This is a genomic window from Streptomyces sp. NPDC093018 (assembly GCF_040684035.1).
Lineage (GTDB): Bacteria > Actinomycetota > Actinomycetes > Streptomycetales > Streptomycetaceae > Streptomyces > Streptomyces murinus.
Window position 1 is genome coordinate 77,940 of record NZ_JBFBFF010000002.1, and the last position, 21,748, is coordinate 99,687.

Sequence of the window (21,748 nt, forward strand, 5' to 3'; positions counted from 1 at the left end):
GGGCGCCCGGCAGACATCGCCGGGCGCCCCTTGAGGGTCTTCGGGGTACGACCCGTACGGGCACGGCCCCGCTGAACGGCGACCCCCAGGGGATCGGTCACCCCTCTCCCCATGACATCTGTCATCCGCCACCCAGGACCCCTGACACTGCCGGGCACCCGCCCCGTACCCGCACCATGGACGACATGACAACGACAGCGGTACCGGCCACCTCCACCACCGAGGTGGTCGGGTTCGACCAGGTGACCAAGACGTACGGGACGGTACGGGCCGTCGACGGGCTCTCGCTGCGGCTGCACCCGGGGGAGACCGTGGCCCTGCTCGGCCCGAACGGCGCGGGCAAGTCCACCACCCTCGATCTGCTCCTCGGCCTCAAGCAGCCCGACGCCGGCACGGTGTCCGTGTTCGGCACCAGCCCGCGCGAGGCGATCGTGGCCGGGCGGGTCGGGGCCATGCTGCAGAGCGGCGGCCTGATGGACGAGGTCACGGTGGCCGAGCTGGTCAAGCTGTCCTGCTCCCTGCACCCGCGGCCGTACAAGGCCGCCGATGTGATGGCCCGCGCCGGTATCGCGCAGATCGCCGACCGCAAGGTCAACAAGCTCTCCGGCGGCCAGGCCCAGCGCGTCCGCTTCGCGCTCGCCACCGCGGGCGACAGCGATCTGATCATCCTGGACGAGCCGACCACCGGCATGGACGTCTCCGCCCGCCAGGCCTTCTGGGCCACCATGCGCGAGCAGGCCGACCAGGGCCGGGCGGTCCTGTTCGCCACGCACTACCTCGAAGAGGCCGACGCCATCGCCGACCGGGTCCTGGTGCTGCACCGCGGCCGCCTCCTCGCCGACGGCACCGCCGCCGAGATCAAGGCCCGCGCGGGCGCCCGCCGGATCGCCTTCGACCTGGAGGGCACCGTCGACGCGGCCGCCCTGCGCGCCCTGCCCTTCCTGACCGGCATCGACGTGTCCGGGCAGACCGTGCGCATCCAGTCCTCCGACGCCGACGCCACCGTGCACGCCCTGTACGGCCTCGGCCTCTACCCCCGCAACCTGGAAGTCGCCGGCCTCGGCCTGGAGCAGGCGTTCGTCGCCATCACGGAGGCCGAGGAGGCCAAGCAGTCATGAACAGCCTGATCAAGCTCGAACTGACCCGCGCCCTGCGCAACAAGAAGTTCCTGTTCTTCTCGGTGCTCTACCCGGCGGTCCTCTTCCTGATCATCGCGGGCAACGCCGACGACGCCAAGATCGACGGCACCGGGCTGACCCTGGCGACGTACATGATGGTGTCCATGGCCTCCTTCGGTGCCCTGACCGCCGTGCTGATGGGCAACAGCGAGCGCATCGCCAAGGAGCGCGAGAGCGGCTGGGTACGGCAGCTGCGGCTGACCCCGCTGCCCGGGCGCGGCTACGTCCTCGCCAAGACCGCCAGCGCCGCCGTGGTGAGCCTGCCGTCCATCGTGGTGGTCTTCCTGGTCGCCGCGGCGGTCAAGGACGTACGGCTGGACGCCTGGCAGTGGCTCGCGCTCACCGGGATCATCTGGGCCGGCAGCCTGGTCTTCGCCGCGCTCGGCGTGGCCATCGGCTACCTCGCCTCCGGTGACGCGGTCCGCCCCATCACCATGATCGTGTACTTCGGTCTGTCGATCCTCGGCGGCCTGTGGATGCCCACGACCACGTTCCCGCAGTTCCTCCAGGACATCGCCAAGTGGCTGCCCACCCACGCGTACGCCGCGCTGGGCCGCGCCATCGAGCAGAGCCAGGCCCCGCACACCACGGACATCGCCGTCCTCGCCGTGTACTTCGTCCTCTTCGCGGGCGGCGCGGCCTGGCTGTACCGGAAGGACACGCTGAAGGCGTGAGCACCATGACGGAAGACCCGAAGGCGGCCGGGGGCCGATCGGAGACACAGGTCCGGATCGGACAGGGCGTACAGGGGCGGCGCGAGCTGCTGGTGAAGGCGCTGTGGATCGCCGTCTGGCTGGTCTTCCTCAGCTCCCCGATCCAGGACCTGACCGGCGGCCGGCACACCACGGCCGGCACCGTGGCGGGCACGATCGGCCTCACCGTCTTCGTGTGCGCCTATCTCACCCTGGTCTTCCGGCAGATGGGCGCGCCCTTCGCGCCCCGGACGGTGGCCCTGCTGCTCGGCACCCTCCTGGTGCTCGCGCCCGCCCTGACCTACGGCCTCGGCACCCAGTGGAGCGGGCTGTTCGTCTACCTGTCGGTCGCCTGCGGGGCGACCCTGCCGCTGCGCCTGGCGTACTGGGCGATCCCGGGCTCCGCCGTCGTGATGTACCTGGTCGGACTGCGCTGGGGCGCCTACTCGGTCGACGACAACATGCTGATGGTCGTGCTCATCGGGTTCGCGATGGTCGGCGTGGGCCAACTGGTGCGCACCACGATCGAGTTGCGCAAGGCGCGGGCCACCGTCGCCCAGCTCGCCGCCAACGAGGAGCGGCTGCGCCTCGCCCGCGACCTGCACGATCTGCTGGGCCACTCGCTCTCCCTGATCACGCTCAAGAGCGAGCTGGCCGGGCGGATGCTGCCCGAGCACCCCGACAAGGCGGCCCAGCAGGTCAACGACATCGAACAGGTCAGCCGCCAGGCCCTGGTGGACGTCCGGGAGGCCGTCACCGGCTACCGGCGCCCCCGGCTCGCCGTCGAGCTGGCCGGCACCCAGGTGGCCCTCACGGCCGCGGGCGTCACCGCCGACCTGCCGCCCGAGCCCGACCTCGCCGGGGTGCCCGAGGAGGCCGAGTCGGCGCTCGCCTGGGCGCTGCGCGAGGCGGTCACCAACGTGGTGCGGCACAGCGGCGCCGACCGGTGCGCCGTACGGCTCACGCACCGCCAGACGCTGGACGGCCCGATGCTCGAACTCGCCGTCGAGGACGACGGATCGGGCACCGGCAACGGCGGCTTCGGCAACGGTCTGACCGGTCTGACCGAACGCCTGGAGAAGGCCGGCGGAACGCTGGAGGCGGGCCGGGTCAAGCACGGGTTCCGGCTGGTCGCCCGCGTGCCCGTGGCGCACACCGGGGACGTAGGATCCGGGGCATGACGAGCACCATCAGGGTCCTGCTGGCCGAGGACCAGTCCATGGTCCGCGAGGCGCTGGCCGCGCTGCTCGGCCTGGAGGACGACATCGAGGTCGTCGCGCAGGTCGCGCGCGGGGACGAGGTGCTCGGCGCGGTCGCGGCGCACGACGTGGACGTGGCGCTGCTGGACATCGAGATGCCGGGCTGCACCGGCATCGAGGCCGCGGCCCGGGTCCACCGGGACTTCCCCCGGGTCAAGTTGGTCGTGCTGACCACCTTCGGGCGGCCCGGCTATCTGCGCAGCGCCATGGAGGCGGGCGCCGACGCCTTCCTGGTCAAGGACGCGCCCGCCGCCCAACTCGCCGCCGCCGTACGCAAGGTGCTCGCCGGGGAGCGGGTCATCGACCCCACGCTGGCCGCCGCCGCGCTCGCCGAGGGCGCGAACCCGCTCACCGAACGCGAGCGGGAGGTGCTGCGCGCCGCGGCCGACGGCTCCACCAACGCCGAACTGGCCAAAGCCCTGCACCTGTCCCAGGGCACGGTCCGCAACTACCTCTCCACCGCCATCCAGAAGCTCGCCGTCCGCAACCGGGCGGAGGCGGTGCGCACCGCGCGGGAGAAGGGCTGGCTGTAGAAGCAGCCGGTCCGAGAGGTGAGAAGCCGCCGGTACGGCGGTTCAGTTGAGCTTGGACCGGGCGGTGCGGGCCTGGTGCCTCACCCGCTCGGCGGCCGGTTCGTCGACGACCTCGATCAGCTCGGCGTACGCCTCCAGTTCGTCCGCACCCGCCGTGAACTGACCGCGCTGCACCAGTAGTTGCCCGCGCTCGTAGCGCAGCCGCGCCGGGTGGGCCGGGATCAGCAGCGACAGCTCCACCGCGCGCAGCGCCACGTCCGAGCGCTCGGGGCGGGCCGCGGCCCACGCGCGGATGTTGTTCAGGATGCGCTGGACGACCTCCAGCGGGGGCGCCGGTTCCAGCATCCCGGGGTCCAGCGGGGCCCCGGTCGCGCCCACCACGAGCAGCTCGGCGTCCGGCCCGGTGAGCACCCGCCCGCCCTCGAACGGGTCGGCCAGCACCTGCTCCCCGGGCGCCCCGAACCCGACCACGAAGTGCCCCGGCAGCGCGACCCCGTACACCGGGGCCCCGGCCCGCCGGGCCACCTCCAGCCACACCACCGACAGCAGGATCGGCAGCCCGCGGCGGCGCCGCAGCACCTCGTGCAGCAGCGAGGACTCCAGACGCTGGTAGTCGCCGGGCGTGCCGTGGAACTCGTAGCGCCCGCCGAGCAGCTGGCGCCCCGCCTCGGCCCAGGCGCGCGGACCGCCGGGCCGGTACGGCAGCTCGCCCGCGAGCCGGTCCAGTTCCGCCTGCGCGGTGTCGATCCCGGCCTCGTCCAGCGAGCCGTCCGCCTCCGCGCCGATCAGCAGGCACAGCGCCGCCAGGTCCGGCCGCTCGGACCTGGCCTCCTCGGCGAACCGCGCCCGCACCTCGGCGGACCGCTCGGGCGGGGGCGGGTACGGGGGCGGCAGATACGGGTGGGACATGGCGGATTCTCGCCCTTCCGGGAGCGGGGGGAATGTCTACGACGGGCCGTGTGCGGGCTGTTCCTGCGGCTCCCGGAAGTGGTGGTAGGCGTGGTGCCGGGAGAAGCCCAGGCCCGCGTACAGGGCCCGTGCGGGCTCGTTTTCGGTCTCCACCTGGAGCCAGCCGGCCGAGGCGCCCTCGGCCAGCGCCCGGCGGGCGAGCGCGGCCATCACCTCGGTGGCCAGGCCCTGCCGCCGCCTTCCGGGGTCCACCTCGACGGCGGCGAAACCGGCCCAGCGCCCGTCCACGACACACCGGCCGATCGCCGCCGGGGCCCCGCCCGGCTCGCCCGGCACGGTGGCGAACCACACCGAGGGGCCGCCCGAGAGCACCCGCAGGGCCACCTCGCTCACCCCCTTGCGCTGATACCGCGCGAGCCACGCCTCGTCCGCCTCCCGGGCGAGGACCACGTCCGCGCCCTCGGGCCGGTCACCGAGCGGGGCCAGCGCGCCGATCCACACCTCGGCGCTCACCTCCCGCACCCAGCCGCGCCGCTCCAGCTCCGCGCAGAGCAGCTCCTGCGTGCCCTCGGCGCCCGTCGCGGTCTGCACGTAGGCGGGCAGCCCGCGCTCGCCGTACCAGCGTCGTACGGCCGCCAGGGCCGCGTCGAGCGGACGCCCGGGATCACCCAGCGGCAGCACGCTGTTGGCGCGCCGTGTATACCCTCCGGCGGCCCTCAGCTCCCACTCGCCGAGCCGCTCGCTCTCCACCGGGCGCCAGCCGCGCGAGGTGACCCGCGCCAGCTCCTCGTAGCCCGCCGCCGGACCCCTGCGGCGCGCCGGGGCGGCCGGTACGATCTTTCCCGCCACGAGCGAGCTTTCCGGAAACCGGACACTCGTACCGCCCCGCTGTGTGATCATGAGCACGCCATGATCCCAAGATGTGAGAACGCCCACCGTGTCGGTGAACTTCTCCCGCGCCGTACCGGGTTCGCTCAACCGCCGTACGGAGACGCGTTTTCCCACGTCGGCGGGGGTGATTCGGACTTCCAGACGCCCTTGTGCCGAGATTTCCACCGGTCAGTTCACCCCTCCTGTTCGGATCATGCTCCGGAACGGAGATACTAGGGGCGGGCATCGACGACGCCGCGCTCCCGCGCGCCAGGCGGCGGAGCCTGAGGAGGCCCGCCAGCGCCCTATCGAGGAGGAACGACAGCGTGACCTACGTCATCGCGCAGCCTTGTGTCGACGTCAAGGACAAGGCGTGCATCGAGGAGTGCCCGGTCGACTGCATCTACGAGGGCCAGCGGTCCTTGTACATCCACCCGGACGAATGCGTCGACTGTGGTGCCTGTGAGCCGGTCTGCCCGGTCGAGGCGATCTTCTACGAGGACGACACTCCCGAGGAGTGGAAGGACTACTACAAGGCGAACGTCGAGTTCTTCGACGAGCTGGGCTCGCCCGGCGGCGCCAGCAAGCTGGGGCTGATCGAGCGCGACCACCCCTTCGTCGCCGCGCTGCCGCCGCAGGGCGAGTGACCGTTTAGCGCCCAAGCGGCCCGCAAACGCGCCGCCTCGGTCCCGTACGGCCCGATCGCCCTGATCACCGCCGCACGGGACCGAGGCGTTTGCCGCACCAGACGAAAGTGAGCCACTGATCGTGTCCGCAGTCTCCGACCGGCTTCCCACTTTTCCCTGGGACAAGCTGGAGCCGTACAAGAAGACGGCCGCGGCCCATCCGGACGGCATCGTCGACCTCTCCGTCGGCACCCCGGTCGACCCGGTCCCCGAGCTGGTCCAGAAGGCCCTGATCGACGCGGCCGACTCACCGGGCTATCCGACCGTCTGGGGCACGCCCGCGCTGCGGGACGCGATCTGCGGCTGGCTGGAGCGCCGGCTGGGCGCCCGCGAGGTCACCCACCGGCATGTGCTGCCGGTCGTCGGCTCCAAGGAACTGGTGGCCTGGCTGCCGACCCAGCTGGGCCTCGGCCCCGGCGACCGGGTGGCCTACCCGCGCCTCGCGTACCCGACGTACGAGGTCGGCGCGCGGCTCGCCCGCGCCCAGTACGAGACGTACGACGACCCGCGCGACCTCGACCCGGCCGGTCTGAAGCTGCTCTGGCTGAACTCCCCGTCCAACCCGACGGGCCGGGTGCTGGGCAAGGAGGAGCTGACGGAGATCGTCGCCTGGGCCCGCGCCCACGGCGTCCTGATCGTCTCCGACGAGTGCTACCTGGAGCTGGGCTGGGAGGCCGACCCGGTCTCGGTGCTGCACCCGGACGTCAACGGCGGCTCCTACGACGGCATCGTGGCCGTCCACTCGCTCTCCAAGCGCTCCAACCTGGCCGGCTACCGCGCCGCCTTCGTCGCGGGCGACCCGGCCGTCCTGGGCCCGCTCCTGGAGATCCGCAAGCACGGCGGCATGATGACCTCCGCGCCGACCCAGGCCGCCGTCGTGGCCGCGCTGGGCGACGACGCCCATGTCCACGAGCAGCGGGCCCGCTACGCCGCCCGCCGCGAGGCGCTGCGCTCGGCCCTGCTGTCCCACGGCTTCCGCATCGAGCACAGCGAGGCCAGCCTCTACCTGTGGGCCACCCGCGACGAGCCCTGCTGGACCACCGTCGCGCACCTGGCCGAGCTGGGCGTCCTGGTCGCCCCCGGCGACTTCTACGGCCCGGCGGGCGACACCTTCGTCCGCGTGGCCCTGACGGCGACGGACGAGCGGATCGCGGCGGCGGTCGCGCGACTGCGATAGGGACCGCTACCGCCGTACGCCATTGCCGTGCCCACCCGTTCCGCAGGGCGGAACGGGTGGGCACGGCCGACAGCACCGGGCGCCGATCCGAGACCCTGGCCCCGGCCGACGCAGAACGCCGAACGGGGTCCAGGGGGGCATTCCCCTGGACCCCGTTCACCGGTCAGCCGTGGCTCAGGTGAGGGGCAGGCCCTGCATCGGCAGGTTGGCGGTCGGCAGGCCGCCCTTCGTGGCACCGGCGGCCGCGTCGCCCAGGGCGTTGCCCGCGGCGCCGGCGACGCCGCCCGCGGCCTGCTGGGCCGCCGGGGCGGTCTTCTTCACGGCACCGCCGGCCGTCTTGCCCGCGGCCGGCACGGCCGTCTTCACGGTGTTGCCGCCCGCGTCGCCCGCCAGCGAGGTGACGTGCTCCGCGGCACCGTCGACGGTGTCGCCGACGTGCGCCGCGTCCAGCGCGGTCAGGCCGCCCAGGTTCGCGGTGGCCGGCAGGTTCGTGGCCGCACCGGCGGAGCCGGCCGCACCGACCCCGGCGGCCGCTCCCGCTGCGACGAGCAGCGCGGCACGGGCGATCCGGCGGGTCAGGGGGAGGGACATGATGCTCCATTCGACGGGAGAAGAACGATCTCTGTCGTCCGGACCCGGCACCGGGCTCGGACGCCATGACTACCGCTCGAAGCCCCCGAAGGTTGCGGACGCCCCAGGTAAAGAACCGATAACGCATCGCATTATCAGGTGTGGATAAAAACGGGCAAAGGGCGTTCGTGAGAATGCCCAGCAGAATCCTTCCGCCCCTTGAGCCGCAAGGGCTCCCGGCCGAGTTCCGCGACTCGCCCGTTCGGCCGCGTGTGAAACGCCGACGCCACCCGTCGGCGCGATGACCCGTACTACTGTCCGGTCACGATCCGGACAACGCCCGCGGACTTCTCCGCCCCCGCGGCGCCCTGCGAGCGCACCTGCTGCCACGCCCCGCCGTCGCTCCCGGCGGTCCACACCCGCCCCGCGTACGTCACCCGCTGGATGTGCAGCGCCGAGGAGTTGGCGACCGCCCAGTGCGCGAGCTGCCACCCGCGCTCCCGCTCGTCGCGCCCGCTCGCGTCCGTCCGCGTCCCGAGCGGCACCGGCACGGTCACCGTCCGCCCGCTCGCCGTCGCCGTCACGCTCGGCGAGGGGGACGGCGAGGGCACCGGCGTCCCGCCCACCTCCGCACCGGTCTCCTGGAGCGCGTCCCGCCCGAAGTCCCGTACCAGCGCGGCCCGTACCGCGTCCGGGCCGACCGCCTCGGCCGCCGGGTCGAAGCGCCCGTCACAGGTCAGCGTGGCCGCCGCCTGCCCGGTCAGCGCGGCCGACAGCAGCTCGGCGTCCGGCTCGTGCTTGGCGTACGCCTCCGGGTAGCCGCTGCGCTGCACCTTCTGCGCGGCCACGGTGAGCGGCAGATCGGAGTAGTCGGGCACCTTCGCGAGATGGGCGTAGAAGATCCCGGCCGCGTACGTGGGGTCCATGATCTGCTGCTCGCTGCCCCAGCCCTGCGAGGGCCGCTGCTGGAACAGGCCGAGCGAATCCCGGTCGCCGTGCTCGATGTTGCGCAGCCCCGACTCCTGGAGCGCGGTCGCGAGCGCGATCGTCACGGCCCGCTCGGGCATGTTCCGGCCGGTGCCGACCGCGGCGATCGTCGCCGCGTTCGCCGCCTGTTCGGGCGTGAACTCGTACGACGTACCGGCATCGGTGGCCGAGACCACCTTGCAGCCGTGTGAACCACCGCCTCCGGTGACGTACTGCACCACGAGGTAGGCGGCGACACCGCACAGGACCAACAGGGCCGCGGAGAACCGGAGAAGACGGCCGCGGCGCTCGGGACGGGTGGGGGACGGCTGTGACACGCGTACAAGGTAGCGGAGCTGTCGCCCCCGCTCGGCAGCGGTCCGTCGCCGCGCGCGCGAACGGGGTGTCCCGGGGTGGCGCGCTAGGGTCGGGCCATGGCCGACACCTCGCTTGACCTCACGCTGGACGCCGCCACGCTGACCGCGCGGCTCGTGGACTTCGCCTCCGAGAGCGGCACCGAGAAGCCGCTCGCGGACGCCATCGAGACCGCGCTGCGCGCCCTGCCGCACCTGACGGTGGACCGCTACGGCAACAACGTGATCGCCCGTACGGACCTGGGCCGCGCCGAGCGGGTCGTCCTGGCCGGGCACATCGACACCGTGCCGATCGCGGACAACGTGCCCTCGCGTCTGGACGAGGACGGCGTGCTGTGGGGCTGCGGCACCTGTGACATGAAGTCGGGCGTGGCGGTCCAGCTGCGCCTCGCGGCCACCGTCCCGGCCCCCAACCGCGACCTGACCTTCGTGTTCTACGACAACGAGGAGGTCGCGGCCCACCTCAACGGTCTGCGCCATGTCGCCGAGGCCCGTCCGGAGTGGCTGGCGGGCGACTTCGCGGTGCTCCTGGAGCCCTCCGACGGCGAGGTCGAGGGCGGCTGCCAGGGCACCCTGCGGATGCTGCTGCGCACGGAGGGCGAGCGGGCGCACTCCGCGCGCTCCTGGATGGGCGCCAACGCCATCCACGCGGCCGCGCCGATCCTGGCCCGCCTGGCGGCCTACGAGCCCCGCTACCCGGTGATCGACGGCCTGGAGTACCGCGAGGGCCTGAACGCCGTGCGCATCGGCGGCGGGGTCGCGGGCAATGTCATCCCCGACGAGTGCGTGGTCACCGTCAACTTCCGCTACGCCCCCGACCGCACCGAGGAGGAGGCGATCGCGCACGTCCGCGAGGTGTTCGCGGACTGCGGGGTGGCCGAGTTCGTGGTCGACGACCACAGCGGCGGCGCGCTGCCCGGCCTCTCCCACCCGGCCGCGGCGGCCTTCATCGAGGCGGTCGGCGGCATCCCGCGCCCCAAGTACGGCTGGACGGACGTCTCCCGCTTCGCCGCGCTCGGCATCCCCGCGGTCAATTACGGCCCCGGCAATCCGCATCTGGCGCACAAGCGGGACGAGCGGGTCGAGACCGCCAAGATCCTCAAGGCCGAGGAGCGGCTGGTGAACTGGCTCACCGCCTGACCCGGTCGCGGGCGGCGCACGCCGGGCGGACATGAATATGTCCCCCCTGCGTAACCCGCGTAGATCTAGGCTGATGGCGAACCACCGGCAAGCGGAGGGAGCGCATATGCCTACCGGGAACCCCGAGGGTAAGAAGCAGCCGCCGGACGAGCAGCGGCTCGGTCCGGTCCTGCGGCGGCGGGGCCAGGTGACGCCGAGCACCACCGACCAGCGGCTGCTGGACGCGGGCGGCCCCTCAGACTGGGTGCACACCGATCCCTGGCGGGTGCTGCGCATCCAGTCGGAGTTCATCGAGGGCTTCGGCACACTGGCCGAACTCCCGCCCGCGATCAGCGTGTTCGGCTCGGCCCGCACCCCGGTGGACTCGCCGGAGTACGACGCGGGGGTGCGGCTCGGACGCAGTCTCGCGGGGGCCGGCTGGGCCGTGATCACCGGCGGCGGCCCCGGCGCGATGGAGGCCGCCAACAAGGGCGCGTGCGAGGCGGGCGGCGTCTCGGTCGGGCTCGGCATCGAGCTGCCCTTCGAGCAGGGGCTGAACCCCTACGTCGACATCGGGCTGAACTTCCGGTACTTCTTCGTCCGGAAAATGATGTTCGTGAAGTATGCCCAGGGGTTCGTGGTGCTGCCCGGCGGCCTCGGCACCCTGGACGAGCTCTTCGAGGCGCTCACCCTGGTGCAGACCCAGAAGGTCACCCGCTTCCCGATCGTCCTCTTCGGCAGCGCGTACTGGGGCGGCCTGGTCGACTGGCTCAAGAACACCCTGGTGGCCACCGGCAAGGCCATGGAGAAGGACCTCCTGCTCTTCCACGTCACGGACGAGGTGGACGAGGCGGTGGCCCTGGTCTCCAAGGAGGCCGCCCGCTAGGGCCTCCCGTCGGATCAGGCCAGACCGCGCCGGGCCACCGCAGGGGGGCGGTGGCCCGCGATGGCGGAGACCATGTCGAGGACCTGGCGGGTCTCGGCGACCTCGTGGACCCGGTAGACCATCGCCCCGAGCCAGGAGGACACCGCCGTCGTCGCCAGCGTGCCGATCAGCCGCTCCTTGACCGGCCGGTCCAGCGTCTCCCCGACGAAGTCCTTGTTGGACAGCGACACCAGCACCGGCCAGCCCGCCGCGACCATCTCGTCCAGCCGCCGCGTCGCCTCCAGGCTGTGCCGGGTGTTCTTGCCGAAGTCGTGCCCGGGATCGATCAGCACCGACTCCCGGGGCACCCCGAGCGCCACCGCGCGCTCCGCGAGGCCCACGGTCACGTCCAGGACGTCCGCCATGACGTCGTCGTACGTCACCCGGTGCGGGCGGGTGCGCGGCTCGGCGCCGCCCGCGTGCGTGCACACCAGGCCCACCCGGTGGCGCGCCGCGACCTCCGCGAGGCCCGGGTCCGCGCCGCCCCACGCGTCGTTCAGCAGATCGGCGCCCGCCGCGCACACCGCCTCGCCGACCTCGGCCCGCCAGGTGTCCACGCTGATCACCACGTCCGGGAACCGGCGCCGCACCTCGGCCACGAAGCCGACCGTGCGCCGCGCCTCCTCCTCGGCGGAGACCTCCTCGCCGGGGCCCGCCTTCACCCCGCCGATGTCGATGATCGCGGCGCCCTCGGCCACCGCCTGCTCGACGCGCGCCAGGGCCGGCTCGTCGCGGAATGTCGCCCCGCGGTCGTAGAAAGAGTCGGGGGTCCGGTTCACGATCGCCATGATCACTCGTTCGTGCGGTCCGAATTCCCGCCTGCCCAGCCTGAGCATCCGCTGTGACCTCTTCCTCGTCCGTCCGGCACTGCGACCGCCAGTGACCCTAACTGTCGGACGCGCATGGCACGATCGGAGCTGACAGATTCCGCGTCCGGCACCGTGCCGGCACCCGAGCTGGGGGCCTCCAGACGATGGTGATGTTCCTTTTCCTGGTCATCGCACTGGCCGTCGTGGTCGCCGCGGTGACCCTCGCCGTGGTGGGCGGCGGCGAGGAGAGCGGCGGCCCGCTGCCGGACGCCGCGCCCGAGCGGCTCCAGGACCCGCTGCCCGCCGACCGGCCGGTGGGCCGCGAGGACGTGGAGAGCCTGCGCTTCCCGCTCGCCGTGCGCGGCTACCGCATGTCCGACGTCGACGACGCCCTCGGCCGCCTCGGTGCCGAACTCGCCGAGCGCGACGCCCGGATCGCGGGCCTGGAGTCCGCGCTGGCCGGCGCCCGCGCCGCCGCCACCCGCCCCACCCTGGACAAGTCCCGGCACCCGGAGGACCAGCAGTGACCGCCGCCATCGTGGGCCCGGACGGCGCGCCGCGCTGCCCCTGGGCCCTGTCCACCGACGACTACGTGTCGTACCACGACGAGGAGTGGGGCCGCCCGGTCCACGGCGACGACGCCCTCTTCGAGCGGCTCAGCCTGGAGGCGTTCCAGTCGGGCCTGTCCTGGATCACCATCCTGCGCCGCCGGCCGGGCTTCCGCACCGCCTTCGCGGGCTTCCGGATCGAGAAGGTCGCCGCCTTCACCGACGAGGACCGCGAGCGCCTGCTGGCCGACCCGGGCATCATCCGCAACCGCGCCAAGATCGACGCCACCCTCGCCAACGCCCGTGTCCTCGCCGACTGGGCGGACGGCGACCTGGACGAGCTGATCTGGTCCCACGCCCCCGACCCGGCCGGCCGCCCGGTCCCCAGGACCCTGGCGGACGTACCGGCGGTGACCCCGCAATCCACCGCCCTGTCCAAGGAGTTGAAGAAGCGGGGCCTGAAATTCGTCGGCCCGACGACGGCGTACGCGCTGATGCAGGCGTGCGGCCTGGTGAACGACCACCTGGAGATGTGCGTGGCGAGGAACAGCGGCTGAGGAACGGCGTGCGGCTCAGGAACAGCGGCCAGGGGCGCCTCACCGCCCCAGGTACTTGGGCTTCTCCTTGTTCACGAACGCCTGCACCGCGATCAGGTGGTCCTCGGACTGCCCGGCCCGCGTCTGGAGCTCGTCCTCCTTCCGGAGCGTCTCCTCCAGGGAGTGCGTCAGCCCGAAGGCCACCGCCTCCTTGATCGCCGCGTAGGCGACCGTCGGCCCCGAGGCCAGCTTGCGCGCCACCTTCTCGGCCTCGGCCCGCAGCTCGGCCGCGGGCACCACCCGGTTGGCGATCCCCAGCTCCAGCGCGTCCTGCGCGCCGATGCTGCGCGGGAACAGCAGCAGGTCCTGCGCGCGGCTCGGCCCGACCACCCGCGGCAGGGTCCAGGAGATCCCGGAGTCCCCGGTCAGGGCGACACCCACGAACGAGCTGTTGAAGGACGCGGTGTCGGCGACGATCCGGTAGTCCGCCGCGAGCGCGAACCCGAAGCCCGCCCCGGCCGCGACGCCGTTCACCGCCGCGACCACCGGCTTGGCCGCCCCCGCCAGCGCCCGCACGATCGGGTTGTAGTGCTCGCCGACCGTGCTCATCGTCTGCCCGGACCCGGTCTCCCGGTCCTGCGCCAGCAGCCCGATGTGCTCCTTGAGGTCCTGGCCCACACAGAACGCCCGCTCCCCGGCGGCGGTCAGCAGGATCGCCCGTACGGCGGTGTCCCGGGCCGCCTCCTCGGCCGCCTCGCGCAGCGCGACCTTGGTCGCCACGTCCAGCGCGTTCATCGCCTCGGGGCGGTTCAGCGTGATCGTCGCGAGCCCGTCGCTCACCTCGTAGAGCACGGTGTCGGCCATGGCGCATCCCCTCCGGTTCGCGGTGGTGACGTACCGCTCGGTACGCCCCTGTCCGATCACAGCATGGCGGAGATCACCGGCCAAGGGCCCACCGGCGGGTGTGAGCTGCGTCAAAGAAAACCGGGCCCCGGGTGGCCGGAGGGCATCTGTGCGGTGGCGCAGTATCGCAGCCACATCCCCGAATTGAGTGGTTTTGCTCGCGCGCGTTGCCCAAGCGATGCGGACCGATGTTGGTCATCGGGTCCTGAGATGCGGGATAATGGCTTAGAAGCAATGTGTTCGATGCCGGTGTCGCGTGTCCGGTTCGGTCCCGCGGGTGCCCGCCGGGTGCCAACGGCAGACGATGAGCTGGTTTCAGGAAGGGGAACGAGCATGGCGGCCATGAAGCCGCGGACGGGCGATGGTCCGCTCGAGGTGACCAAGGAGGGGCGGGGCATCGTCATGCGCGTTCCGCTCGAAGGCGGCGGTCGACTCGTCGTCGAGCTGACCCCTGACGAGGCCGAGGCGCTCGGCGACGCGCTCAAGAAGGTCGTCGTCTGACGCGCGCACGAGTCGGTCCTTGCGGCTGCCCCGGCATCGTACGCGGTGCCGGGGCAGCCGCGTTCCCGGGCAGCGCGCGCCCGCCGGGGCCCGCCGGGGCGGGACCCCGCACCGCCGTCACCGCCTGACGGCGCACAGCAGCCCGTCGCCGACCGGCAGCAGCGAGGTGACCAGTTCCTGGCTCTCGCGCACCGTCCGCAGCAGCTCCCGCAGCCGCAGCACCTCCGAGGGCTGGGGCCCCGAGTCGACGGTGCGGCCGCTCGCGAAGACGCCCTCGAAGACCACCAGGCCGCCGGTCCGCAGCAGCCGCAGCGACTCGGCGAGATAGTCCGGGTACTCCTGCCGGTCCCCGTCGCAGAACACCAGGTCGTAGCCCGCGTCCGCGAGCCGGGGCAGCACCTCCAGGGCGCGGCCGGGGATGAAGCGGGCCCGGTTGCTGGCGAAGCCGCAGGCACGGAACGCCTGCCGGGCGAACTGCTGGTGCTCCGGCTCCGGATCGACCGTGGTCAGCACGCCGTCCGGGCGCATGCCGTGCAGCAGATGGATTCCGGACACCCCGCAGCCCGTGCCGATCTCCGCGACCGCCTTCGCGTCCACGGAGGCGGCGAGCAGGCGCAGCGCGGAACCCGTGCCGGGCGACACCGAGCGCAGTCCTGCGTCGAGGGCGCGATCGCGGGCCCACAGCAGTGCTTCGTCCTCGGCGGCAAAGGCGTCGGCGAAAGCCGAGCTGGTCTGCCTGTTGCCGGTAATGACCCTCTCCTGTCGTCCCCATGGATGCCTCGGCGTGACTGTATCCGTTGGCGTCGGGAACCCGCAGATGGGACCGGGCGTTTATAGGGAAGAGACAGTGGTGGGGGACGCTTCGGGGGGCGAGAGGTGGAGCAGGGCACCGCACAACTGCTGACGCAGCGGCACGAGCCGCATCAGCAAGTATCAAATTCTCGTAAAAACGCTTATCCGGAGCTAACGGGCGAGGTGGCTATGGTAGGGGCTCCACTGGACACCACCAGAGCCGACAGGGGAGGTGCGGCCGCGCCCGAGGACCGGGGTGGAGTGCTACGGCGCTTCCTCGGATCGGCGGGCAGGCCGAAATCCGTGACCGACACCGCTGCTGACAGCCGCGCACCCGGAACCGCCGGGCGCGAGACCCAGACCGCGACCTTCTCCAGTGACGCGGACGGGCAGGCGTGGACCCCGCCCTCCTGGGACGAGATCGTCAGCACCCACAGCGCCCGCGTCTACCGCCTGGCCTACCGCCTCACCGGCAATCAGCACGACGCCGAGGATCTCACCCAGGAAGTCTTCGTCCGCGTCTTCCGCTCCCTGTCGACGTACTCGCCTGGCACCTTCGAGGGCTGGCTGCACCGCATCACCACGAACCTGTTCCTGGACATGGTCCGGCGCAAGCAGCGCATCCGCTTCGACGCCCTCGGCGAGGACGCGGCCGAGCGCCTGGCCAGCCGCGAACCCACCCCGCAGCAGCTCTTCAACGACGCGCACTTCGACGCCGACGTCCAGCAGGCCCTGGACACCCTGGCGCCCGAGTTCCGCGCCGCCGTCGTCCTGTGCGACATCGAGGGGCTGTCGTACGAGGAGATCGCCGCGACCCTCGGCGTGAAGCTCGGCACCGTCCGCTCCCGTATCCACCGCGGCCGCTCCCAGCTCCGCAAGGCGCTCGCGCACCGCTCCCCGGAGGCCCGCGCGGCCGAGCGGCGCTCCTTCATGACCCGGGTCCCCGCACTGGGGGGAGGGGGCGCGACGGCGTGAGCGGATCACGACAGAAACCGGTCGAGGCGCACCTCGCCGAGCAGCATCTGGGAGACCGGCTCTCCGCCCTGGTGGACGGAGAGCTCGGTCATGACACACGTGAACGCGTTCTCGCCCACCTGGCGACCTGCGCCCGCTGCAAGGCGGAGGCGGACGCCCAGCGCGCGCTGAAGAGCGTGTTCGCGACCTCGGCCCCGCCCCCGCCCTCCGCGAGCCTGCTGGCCCGCCTCCAGGGCCTTCCCGGGGGCGGTGACGGCGACGCCGACACCCCGCCCGGCGGACTGTTCGGCCATGACCCCGAGACCCGGGCCCCCGGCGACCCGGGCACCTTCGGTCTGCGCCGGGGCTTCTCCTTTGGCTACGTCCCGGCCCGCCCGGGGGGTTCCGGCCCCGAGCGGACCGGTTTCCACGAGGAGACCGGCTTCGGCGGACCGGGCGGCCCGTTCGGCGAGGGCGGCTTCCGCGTCCATCCCGTCGGCCGCCCGGAGGACGGCCGCGCCGCCTCCCGCGGGCTGCGCTTCGCCTTCGCCGCCGCCGGCGCGGTGTCGCTGGCCGCGGTCGCCCTCGGCGGCGTGACCACCGCCATCCCCGGCTACCCGGCCGCGGACGCCCGGGGTTCCGGCAGCAATGTGATCCCGGCCCGCACCACGGGCACCGGCGGCGGCACCGGCGCCACCACCTCCGCCGACGCCCAGCGCCGTCGGCAGGGCCCGCTCACGGCCCTGGGCGGCGGGGCACCGCTGGGGCGTACGGCACCGCCGACGGCCGCCGTGACCGCGCCCCTGGTGCCGGGCGCGTCGGACATCGCGGCCGGGCAGCCCCAGGACACCGGCGGCCGGGCCACCGGACCGCTGATGGCGGGGGTGAACGCCGTGACCCCGCTGATACGCCCGCTGGACAAGGCCCTGGACCTGCAACTGGGCAAGTGGTCCACGGCGCCCATGGTCCCGGGCGTGCTGTCCGACGCCGACACCGGCACCGACACCGGCCCCGCTCCGGCCCCCCACAACCCCATGCGCCCCCTGGCGTCCGTGACCCCGCTGGCGTCGCCCCTGGCGGCTCCGGCGACGCCCTCTCGGACGCCCTGACCCCGGTGCCGTGCCGGGCCCAGCGCCGGGGCCCGCGACCTGGTTGAATCCGGGCAGGTAGTCGATGTTCCGGGGCCGCCGCACAAGCGCGGGGCCCCGGGTCAGCTTGGGGAGAGCATGGACGAGGGGAACGGCGTTCCGCCGCGGGCGGAGCCGGAGGGAGCGGCGGGGGCCGTACCGCTGCCGGACGGCGACTTCGAGCTGGCCAGGCCGGAGCGCCCCAGCCCGCTGCACGAACCGGATCCCTACAGCACCCCGCCCTACGGCGAGCCGGGCCCCTGGGCCCCCGCCCCACCGGTCCAGCACCCGATGGCCACACCGGCGCAGGGCCCGGCCATGGCACCGCCGGGGGCGACGGGCGCCGTACCGCAGGAGCCCGCACCGGCACCCACCGCACCCGCACCGCCCACCGCCCCCACCGCATCCGCACCGCCCACCGCGCCCGCCGTACCCCCGGCGCCCGCGACCGCGCCCCTGCCCGCCCGGCAGTCCCCGGCCGATCCCTGGGGGCGCTACGACCCCTGGGCCGCGGGGCCGCTCCAGCAGCCCGGGGCCGTGGCGGTGCACGGGGGACGGCCCCGGCGGCGGCGCGCAGCGCTCGGCTGGACCCTCGCCCTCGTCCTGGTCGCGGCCGGGATCGGCGGGCTCGTCGGCGGCTATGTCGAGCGCGAGGGGATCGGCAGCGAGGTGACCCTGCCACAGGCCAAGGGCGTGCCCGCCGGGCGCGCGCCGGACAGCGTGGCCGGGATCGCCGCCCGCGCCCTGCCCAGCGTCGTCACCCTGCATGTCTCCGGCACCGACGAGGAGGGCACCGGCACCGGCTTCGTACTGGACGACCGCGGCCACATCCTCACCAACAACCATGTCGTCGCGCCCGCCGCGTCCGGCGGCAAGATATCCGCGACGTTCAGCGACGGGACCTCCGTCAAGGCCACCGTCGTCGGCCGGGACAGCGGCTACGACCTCGCCGTGGTCCAGGTCAGCGGCGTTCACGGGCTCACCCCGCTGACCCTCGGCGACTCCGACGGCGTCCGGGTCGGTGATCCCGTCGTCGCCATCGGCGCCCCCTTCGACCTGGCCAACACCGTCACCGCCGGCATCATCAGCGCCAAGGAGCGGCCCATCACCGCGGGCGGCGAGAAGAGCGACGGCAGCGATGTGTCGTACGTGGACGCCCTCCAGACCGACGCACCGATCAACCCGGGCAACTCCGGCGGACCGCTGCTGGACTCCCGGGCCCATGTCATCGGCATCAACTCCGCCATCCGCTCCGCCGACAGCGGCTCGGAGACCGAGAGCGGCCAGGCGGGATCCATCGGCCTCGGCTTCGCCATACCGGTCAACCAGGCCAAGCGCGTCGCCGAGGAACTGATCGACGACGGCCGGGCCACCCACCCGGTCATCGGCGTCGATCTCGACCTGGGCTACTCCGGCGACGGCGCCCGCGTCGACAGCCGGGCCCCGGACGGCGGCCCCGCCGTCGTCAAGGGCGGACCGGCCGAGCGGGCCGGGCTCAGAGCGGGCGACCTGATCACCGAGGTGGACGGCGAGCCGGTGCACACCGGGGCCGAGCTGATCGTCAGGATCCGCGCCCACCGGCCCGGCGACCGGCTGCGGCTGACGGTCGAACGCGGCGGGACCGAGCGGGAGGTCTCACTCGTCCTGGGCACCGCGGAGCAGAACTGACACAAGTCTCACCTCGGGACGGTACCGGTCGGACCAGAACGCCGGGTACCGTGGAGCGACCGAGGACATCGCAAGGAGCGTCAGGTGTTCAATGACATAGGGCCAATGGAGCTACTGACGATCATCGTCATCGCGGTGCTCGTGTTCGGTCCGGACAAGCTCCCCAAGGTCATCCAGGACGTCACCCGGACGATCCGGAAGATCCGCGAGTTCTCGGAGAGCGCGAAGCAGGACATCCGCAGCGAGCTGGGGCCCGAGTTCAAGGACTTCGACTTCGAGGACCTCAACCCCAAGACGCTCCTGCGCAAGCAGCTCGGCAATGACGAGCTGGGGCTCCAGGAGATCCGCAACGGCTTCGACCTGAAGAAGGAGATGGCCGAACTCACCGACGCGGTGAACGGCCGTGACACCGGGTCCTCGTCCTCGGCCTCCTCGTCCTCCTCCGGCTCCGCCGCGGCCACGCCGTCCACCGGCGGGAAGATCGACATGACGAAGAAGCCCGAGGAGTCCGAGAAGGACGACCGGCCGCCGTTCGACTTCGACGCCACCTGAGCCGCATCCGCCCCGTCTGACGCACCGACACGCGCACATGACGCGCGTCCTGGCGCGCGCCCGTCCCGAACGGCCTGAACAGATCGTTCGGGGGACCTTGGTGACAGGTGCCTGCCCGGCGGCTCTCAGCGGTGTGGATATGCTGCCGAGTTGTTGTGCGGACCGGACGAGTACGCCCGAAGGGGGGCGGGCCGTCGCTTCGGTCCGACGAGCGCGAGGAGGCGTCCGGGCAGATGGAGACGACGAGTCGGGTGGGCGCGACGGCGCCGGCCACGGAGGGCGGACAGGGTCTCGCCGCCGACCGCGGCACGGTCGACGGTTACCTGCGGGCGCCCTTCCCCTGGTACGGGCTCGACGAGGCGTTCACGGGGCCGCGTTGGCTGATGCAGGTCGGCATGGCGTCCGACGGCGCCGTGGAGCACGGGTCGATCGGGCACGGTGACACGCCCTCCGTGCTGCACGAGGGTGTCTCCGCGGAGCCCCGGGAGAAGTTCGCGGCCGTGGTGACCGTCGCGGCGCATCCGTCCCGGCGGGTGGCCGACGGTTCCGGGCTGCTGGAGGCGACGTCCGTGTCGTCGGCGGCGTGGCTCGCGGGCGTGGGGCTGCTGTCCTTCACCTGGCCCGGGCAGATGGATCACGCGCTGCGCGACGACTGGCTGGAGCAGCAGACCGAGGCGGCCTGGGAACTGGCCGACGACCTCGACGGGCCGGAGTGGTCCAGGCTCTCGCTCCCGGTGGACGGGGTGGCCTCGTCCTTCCGCTACCGGGAGTCGGAGTTCGGCTGGGTGCTGGCCGGGTCCACGGAGGCGGGGGTGCATCTCGGCGCCTACGGGCGGGGGATGAGCGCGTACGGACTCGGGTTCGCCGCGGTGAAGGACATCTCCGCGTACGTGTGACCCCAGGGGCGCCGGGTGCTGTCGGCGCCCCCTTGCCGTGCCGCACGGCTCAGAACTTGTTCCTCGGGGTCAGCCCCAGCGACATGCCCGACAGTCCGCGCTGGCGGCCGCCCAGCTTGCCCGCGATGGAGCGCAGGGCGTTGCCGGCCGGGGAGTCGGGGTCGGTCAGGACGACCGGCCTGCCCTCGTCGCCGCCCTCGCGCAGCCGGACGTCGATGGGGATGGAGCCGAGGACCGGGACGCTCGTACCCGTCGTACGGGTGAGGCCGTCGGCGACCAGCTGGCCGCCGCCGGTGCCGAAGACGTCGACCATCTCGCCGCAGTGCGGGCAGGGCAGGCCGGACATGTTCTCGACCACGCCGACGATCTTCTGGTGGGTCTGCACCGCGATGGAGCCCGCGCGCTCGGCCACCTCGGCGGCCGCCTGCTGCGGGGTGGTGACGACCAGGATCTCGGCGTTCGGGACCAGCTGGGCCACGGAGATCGCGATGTCGCCGGTGCCCGGCGGCAGGTCCAGGAGCAGGACGTCCAGGTCGCCCCAGTACACATCGGCCAGGAACTGCTGAAGGGCGCGGTGCAGCATCGGGCCGCGCCAGACGACCGGCGCGTTGCCCGGCGTGAACATGCCGATCGAGATGACCTTCACGCCGTTCGCCGACGGCGGCATGATCATGTTCTCGACCTGGGTGGGCCGCCCCTCCGCGCCCAGCATGCGCGGCACCGAGTGGCCGTAGATGTCGGCGTCCACGACGCCCACCTTGAGGCCGTCGGCCGCCATCGCCGCCGCGAGGTTCACCGTGACCGAGGACTTGCCGACGCCGCCCTTGCCGGAGGCGACCGCGTAGACCCGGGTGAGGTTGCCCGGCTTGGCGAACGGGACCTCGCGCTCGGCCTGGCCGCCGCGCAGGGCCGCCGCCAGCTCCTTGCGCTGCTCGTCGCTCATCACATCGAGCGTGACGTCCACACCGGTGACGCCCTCGACGCGGGAGACCGCCTCGGTGACCCGCTGGGTGATGGTGTCGCGCATCGGGCAGCCGGAGACCGTCAGGTACACGGTGACCGCGACCGTGCCGTCCTCCCCGATCTCCACCGATTTGACCATCCCCAGTTCGGTGATGGGGCGGTTGATCTCGGGGTCGTTCACCGTCGCCAGTGCCTCGCGCACCGCGTCTTCCGTAGCCATAAGGACGATGGTACGGCGCGC

Annotated in this window: 24 protein-coding genes; 16 read left to right on the forward strand and 8 right to left on the reverse strand. The window is 72.9% G+C overall.

All coding sequences use genetic code 11. From position 1 onward, the window contains the following. Positions 1-185: 185 nt before the first annotated feature. From AB0N90_RS04195 to AB0N90_RS04210, 4 genes are read left to right on the forward strand one after another with little or no spacing between them, the layout of a single operon-like run. On the forward strand, positions 186-1,118 hold the full coding sequence (locus AB0N90_RS04195; RefSeq protein WP_361674942.1) for an ABC transporter ATP-binding protein: 933 nt from the start codon (positions 186-188) through the stop codon (positions 1,116-1,118). Continuing rightward, complete coding sequence (locus tag AB0N90_RS04200; RefSeq protein WP_346077262.1) at positions 1,115-1,852, forward strand: ABC transporter permease; 738 nt, start codon at positions 1,115-1,117, stop codon at positions 1,850-1,852. Before AB0N90_RS04195 ends, AB0N90_RS04200 begins: the two co-directional genes overlap by 4 nt. Before the next feature lie 5 nt (positions 1,853-1,857). Beyond that, entirely contained in the window at positions 1,858-3,051 is a 1,194-nt protein-coding gene (locus AB0N90_RS04205) for a histidine kinase (RefSeq protein ID WP_365193572.1), read from the forward strand. Continuing rightward, on the forward strand, positions 3,048-3,662 hold the full coding sequence (locus AB0N90_RS04210) for a response regulator transcription factor (RefSeq protein WP_085566394.1): 615 nt from the start codon (positions 3,048-3,050) through the stop codon (positions 3,660-3,662). The genes AB0N90_RS04205 and AB0N90_RS04210 overlap by 4 nt, the downstream gene beginning before the upstream one ends. 42 nt (positions 3,663-3,704) lie before the next feature. Here the strand turns inward: AB0N90_RS04210 and AB0N90_RS04215 are convergent, their stop codons facing one another. Both AB0N90_RS04215 and AB0N90_RS04220 read right to left on the reverse strand, forming a co-directional pair. Next, entirely contained in the window at positions 3,705-4,571 is an 867-nt protein-coding gene (locus tag AB0N90_RS04215) for a transglutaminase-like domain-containing protein (protein WP_365192905.1), read from the reverse strand. 36 nt (positions 4,572-4,607) lie between these two features. Next, complete coding sequence (locus tag AB0N90_RS04220; protein WP_361674937.1) at positions 4,608-5,627, reverse strand: GNAT family N-acetyltransferase; 1,020 nt, start codon at positions 5,625-5,627, stop codon at positions 4,608-4,610. A gap of 140 nt (positions 5,628-5,767) precedes the next feature. Between AB0N90_RS04220 and fdxA the strand changes: the two genes are divergently transcribed. Both fdxA and AB0N90_RS04230 read left to right on the forward strand, forming a co-directional pair. Beyond that, entirely contained in the window at positions 5,768-6,088 is a 321-nt protein-coding gene (gene fdxA, locus AB0N90_RS04225; RefSeq protein ID WP_030746389.1) for a ferredoxin, read from the forward strand. A 121-nt stretch (positions 6,089-6,209) separates the two neighbouring features. Next, positions 6,210-7,304 carry a bifunctional succinyldiaminopimelate transaminase/glutamate-prephenate aminotransferase gene (locus tag AB0N90_RS04230; RefSeq protein ID WP_365192907.1) on the forward strand — a complete coding sequence of 365 codons (1,095 nt, stop codon included), beginning with the start codon at positions 6,210-6,212 and terminating at the stop codon, positions 7,302-7,304. 174 nt (positions 7,305-7,478) lie between these two features. Here the strand turns inward: AB0N90_RS04230 and AB0N90_RS04235 are convergent, their stop codons facing one another. Together AB0N90_RS04235 and AB0N90_RS04240 are read right to left on the reverse strand one after the other, a co-directional pair. Beyond that, entirely contained in the window at positions 7,479-7,895 is a 417-nt protein-coding gene (locus AB0N90_RS04235) for an ATP-binding protein (RefSeq protein WP_365192909.1), read from the reverse strand. Between the two features lie 290 nt (positions 7,896-8,185). Beyond that, on the reverse strand, positions 8,186-9,178 hold the full coding sequence (locus AB0N90_RS04240) for a heavy metal transporter (RefSeq protein WP_365192910.1): 993 nt from the start codon (positions 9,176-9,178) through the stop codon (positions 8,186-8,188). A 96-nt stretch (positions 9,179-9,274) separates the two neighbouring features. Between AB0N90_RS04240 and dapE the strand changes: the two genes are divergently transcribed. Together dapE and AB0N90_RS04250 are read left to right on the forward strand one after the other, a co-directional pair. Beyond that, complete coding sequence (gene dapE / locus AB0N90_RS04245; RefSeq protein ID WP_365192911.1) at positions 9,275-10,354, forward strand: succinyl-diaminopimelate desuccinylase; 1,080 nt, start codon at positions 9,275-9,277, stop codon at positions 10,352-10,354. A gap of 106 nt (positions 10,355-10,460) precedes the next feature. Continuing rightward, positions 10,461-11,219: a TIGR00730 family Rossman fold protein gene (locus AB0N90_RS04250; protein ID WP_365192913.1), complete on the forward strand. Its 759-nt coding sequence runs from the start codon at positions 10,461-10,463 to the stop codon at positions 11,217-11,219. A gap of 14 nt (positions 11,220-11,233) precedes the next feature. Here the strand turns inward: AB0N90_RS04250 and folP are convergent, their stop codons facing one another. Then, positions 11,234-12,094, reverse strand: a complete 861-nt coding sequence (gene folP / locus AB0N90_RS04255; protein ID WP_128791551.1) for a dihydropteroate synthase — start codon at positions 12,092-12,094, stop codon at positions 11,234-11,236. Between the two features lie 137 nt (positions 12,095-12,231). Between folP and AB0N90_RS04260 the strand changes: the two genes are divergently transcribed. Then, on the forward strand, positions 12,232-12,594 hold the full coding sequence (locus AB0N90_RS04260) for a DivIVA domain-containing protein (RefSeq protein WP_361674928.1): 363 nt from the start codon (positions 12,232-12,234) through the stop codon (positions 12,592-12,594). Beyond that, entirely contained in the window at positions 12,591-13,172 is a 582-nt protein-coding gene (locus AB0N90_RS04265) for a DNA-3-methyladenine glycosylase I (RefSeq protein ID WP_365192915.1), read from the forward strand. The genes AB0N90_RS04260 and AB0N90_RS04265 overlap by 4 nt, the downstream gene beginning before the upstream one ends. A 39-nt stretch (positions 13,173-13,211) precedes the next feature. Here the strand turns inward: AB0N90_RS04265 and AB0N90_RS04270 are convergent, their stop codons facing one another. Continuing rightward, positions 13,212-14,015 carry an enoyl-CoA hydratase-related protein gene (locus tag AB0N90_RS04270; protein ID WP_365192916.1) on the reverse strand — a complete coding sequence of 268 codons (804 nt, stop codon included), beginning with the start codon at positions 14,013-14,015 and terminating at the stop codon, positions 13,212-13,214. A gap of 372 nt (positions 14,016-14,387) precedes the next feature. On the opposite strand from AB0N90_RS04270, the gene AB0N90_RS04275 reads away from it, so the two are divergent. Beyond that, complete coding sequence (locus tag AB0N90_RS04275; protein ID WP_018544333.1) at positions 14,388-14,555, forward strand: DUF3117 domain-containing protein; 168 nt, start codon at positions 14,388-14,390, stop codon at positions 14,553-14,555. Between the two features lie 117 nt (positions 14,556-14,672). Here the strand turns inward: AB0N90_RS04275 and AB0N90_RS04280 are convergent, their stop codons facing one another. Beyond that, positions 14,673-15,374 carry an O-methyltransferase gene (locus AB0N90_RS04280; protein WP_361675135.1) on the reverse strand — a complete coding sequence of 234 codons (702 nt, stop codon included), beginning with the start codon at positions 15,372-15,374 and terminating at the stop codon, positions 14,673-14,675. A gap of 234 nt (positions 15,375-15,608) precedes the next feature. Between AB0N90_RS04280 and sigE the strand changes: the two genes are divergently transcribed. From sigE to AB0N90_RS04305, 5 genes are all read left to right on the forward strand, one after another. Further along, positions 15,609-16,322, forward strand: coding sequence for an RNA polymerase sigma factor SigE (gene sigE, locus AB0N90_RS04285; RefSeq protein ID WP_365192918.1), 714 nt, complete (start codon positions 15,609-15,611; stop codon positions 16,320-16,322). Further along, positions 16,319-17,410: a zf-HC2 domain-containing protein gene (locus tag AB0N90_RS04290; protein WP_365192919.1), complete on the forward strand. Its 1,092-nt coding sequence runs from the start codon at positions 16,319-16,321 to the stop codon at positions 17,408-17,410. Before sigE ends, AB0N90_RS04290 begins: the two co-directional genes overlap by 4 nt. 117 nt (positions 17,411-17,527) lie before the next feature. Beyond that, a complete protein-coding gene (locus tag AB0N90_RS04295) occupies positions 17,528-19,096 on the forward strand; it encodes a trypsin-like peptidase domain-containing protein (protein ID WP_365192921.1) in 1,569 nt (522 codons plus the stop codon). 84 nt (positions 19,097-19,180) lie between these two features. After that, positions 19,181-19,648 carry a sec-independent translocase gene (locus AB0N90_RS04300; RefSeq protein ID WP_365192923.1) on the forward strand — a complete coding sequence of 156 codons (468 nt, stop codon included), beginning with the start codon at positions 19,181-19,183 and terminating at the stop codon, positions 19,646-19,648. A gap of 233 nt (positions 19,649-19,881) precedes the next feature. Further along, positions 19,882-20,544 carry a hypothetical protein gene (locus AB0N90_RS04305; protein WP_161173180.1) on the forward strand — a complete coding sequence of 221 codons (663 nt, stop codon included), beginning with the start codon at positions 19,882-19,884 and terminating at the stop codon, positions 20,542-20,544. Between the two features lie 49 nt (positions 20,545-20,593). Here AB0N90_RS04305 and AB0N90_RS04310 read toward each other — a convergent pair whose 3' ends face one another. Further along, positions 20,594-21,727 carry an Mrp/NBP35 family ATP-binding protein gene (locus AB0N90_RS04310; protein ID WP_361674912.1) on the reverse strand — a complete coding sequence of 378 codons (1,134 nt, stop codon included), beginning with the start codon at positions 21,725-21,727 and terminating at the stop codon, positions 20,594-20,596. Positions 21,728-21,748 lie beyond the last annotated feature (21 nt).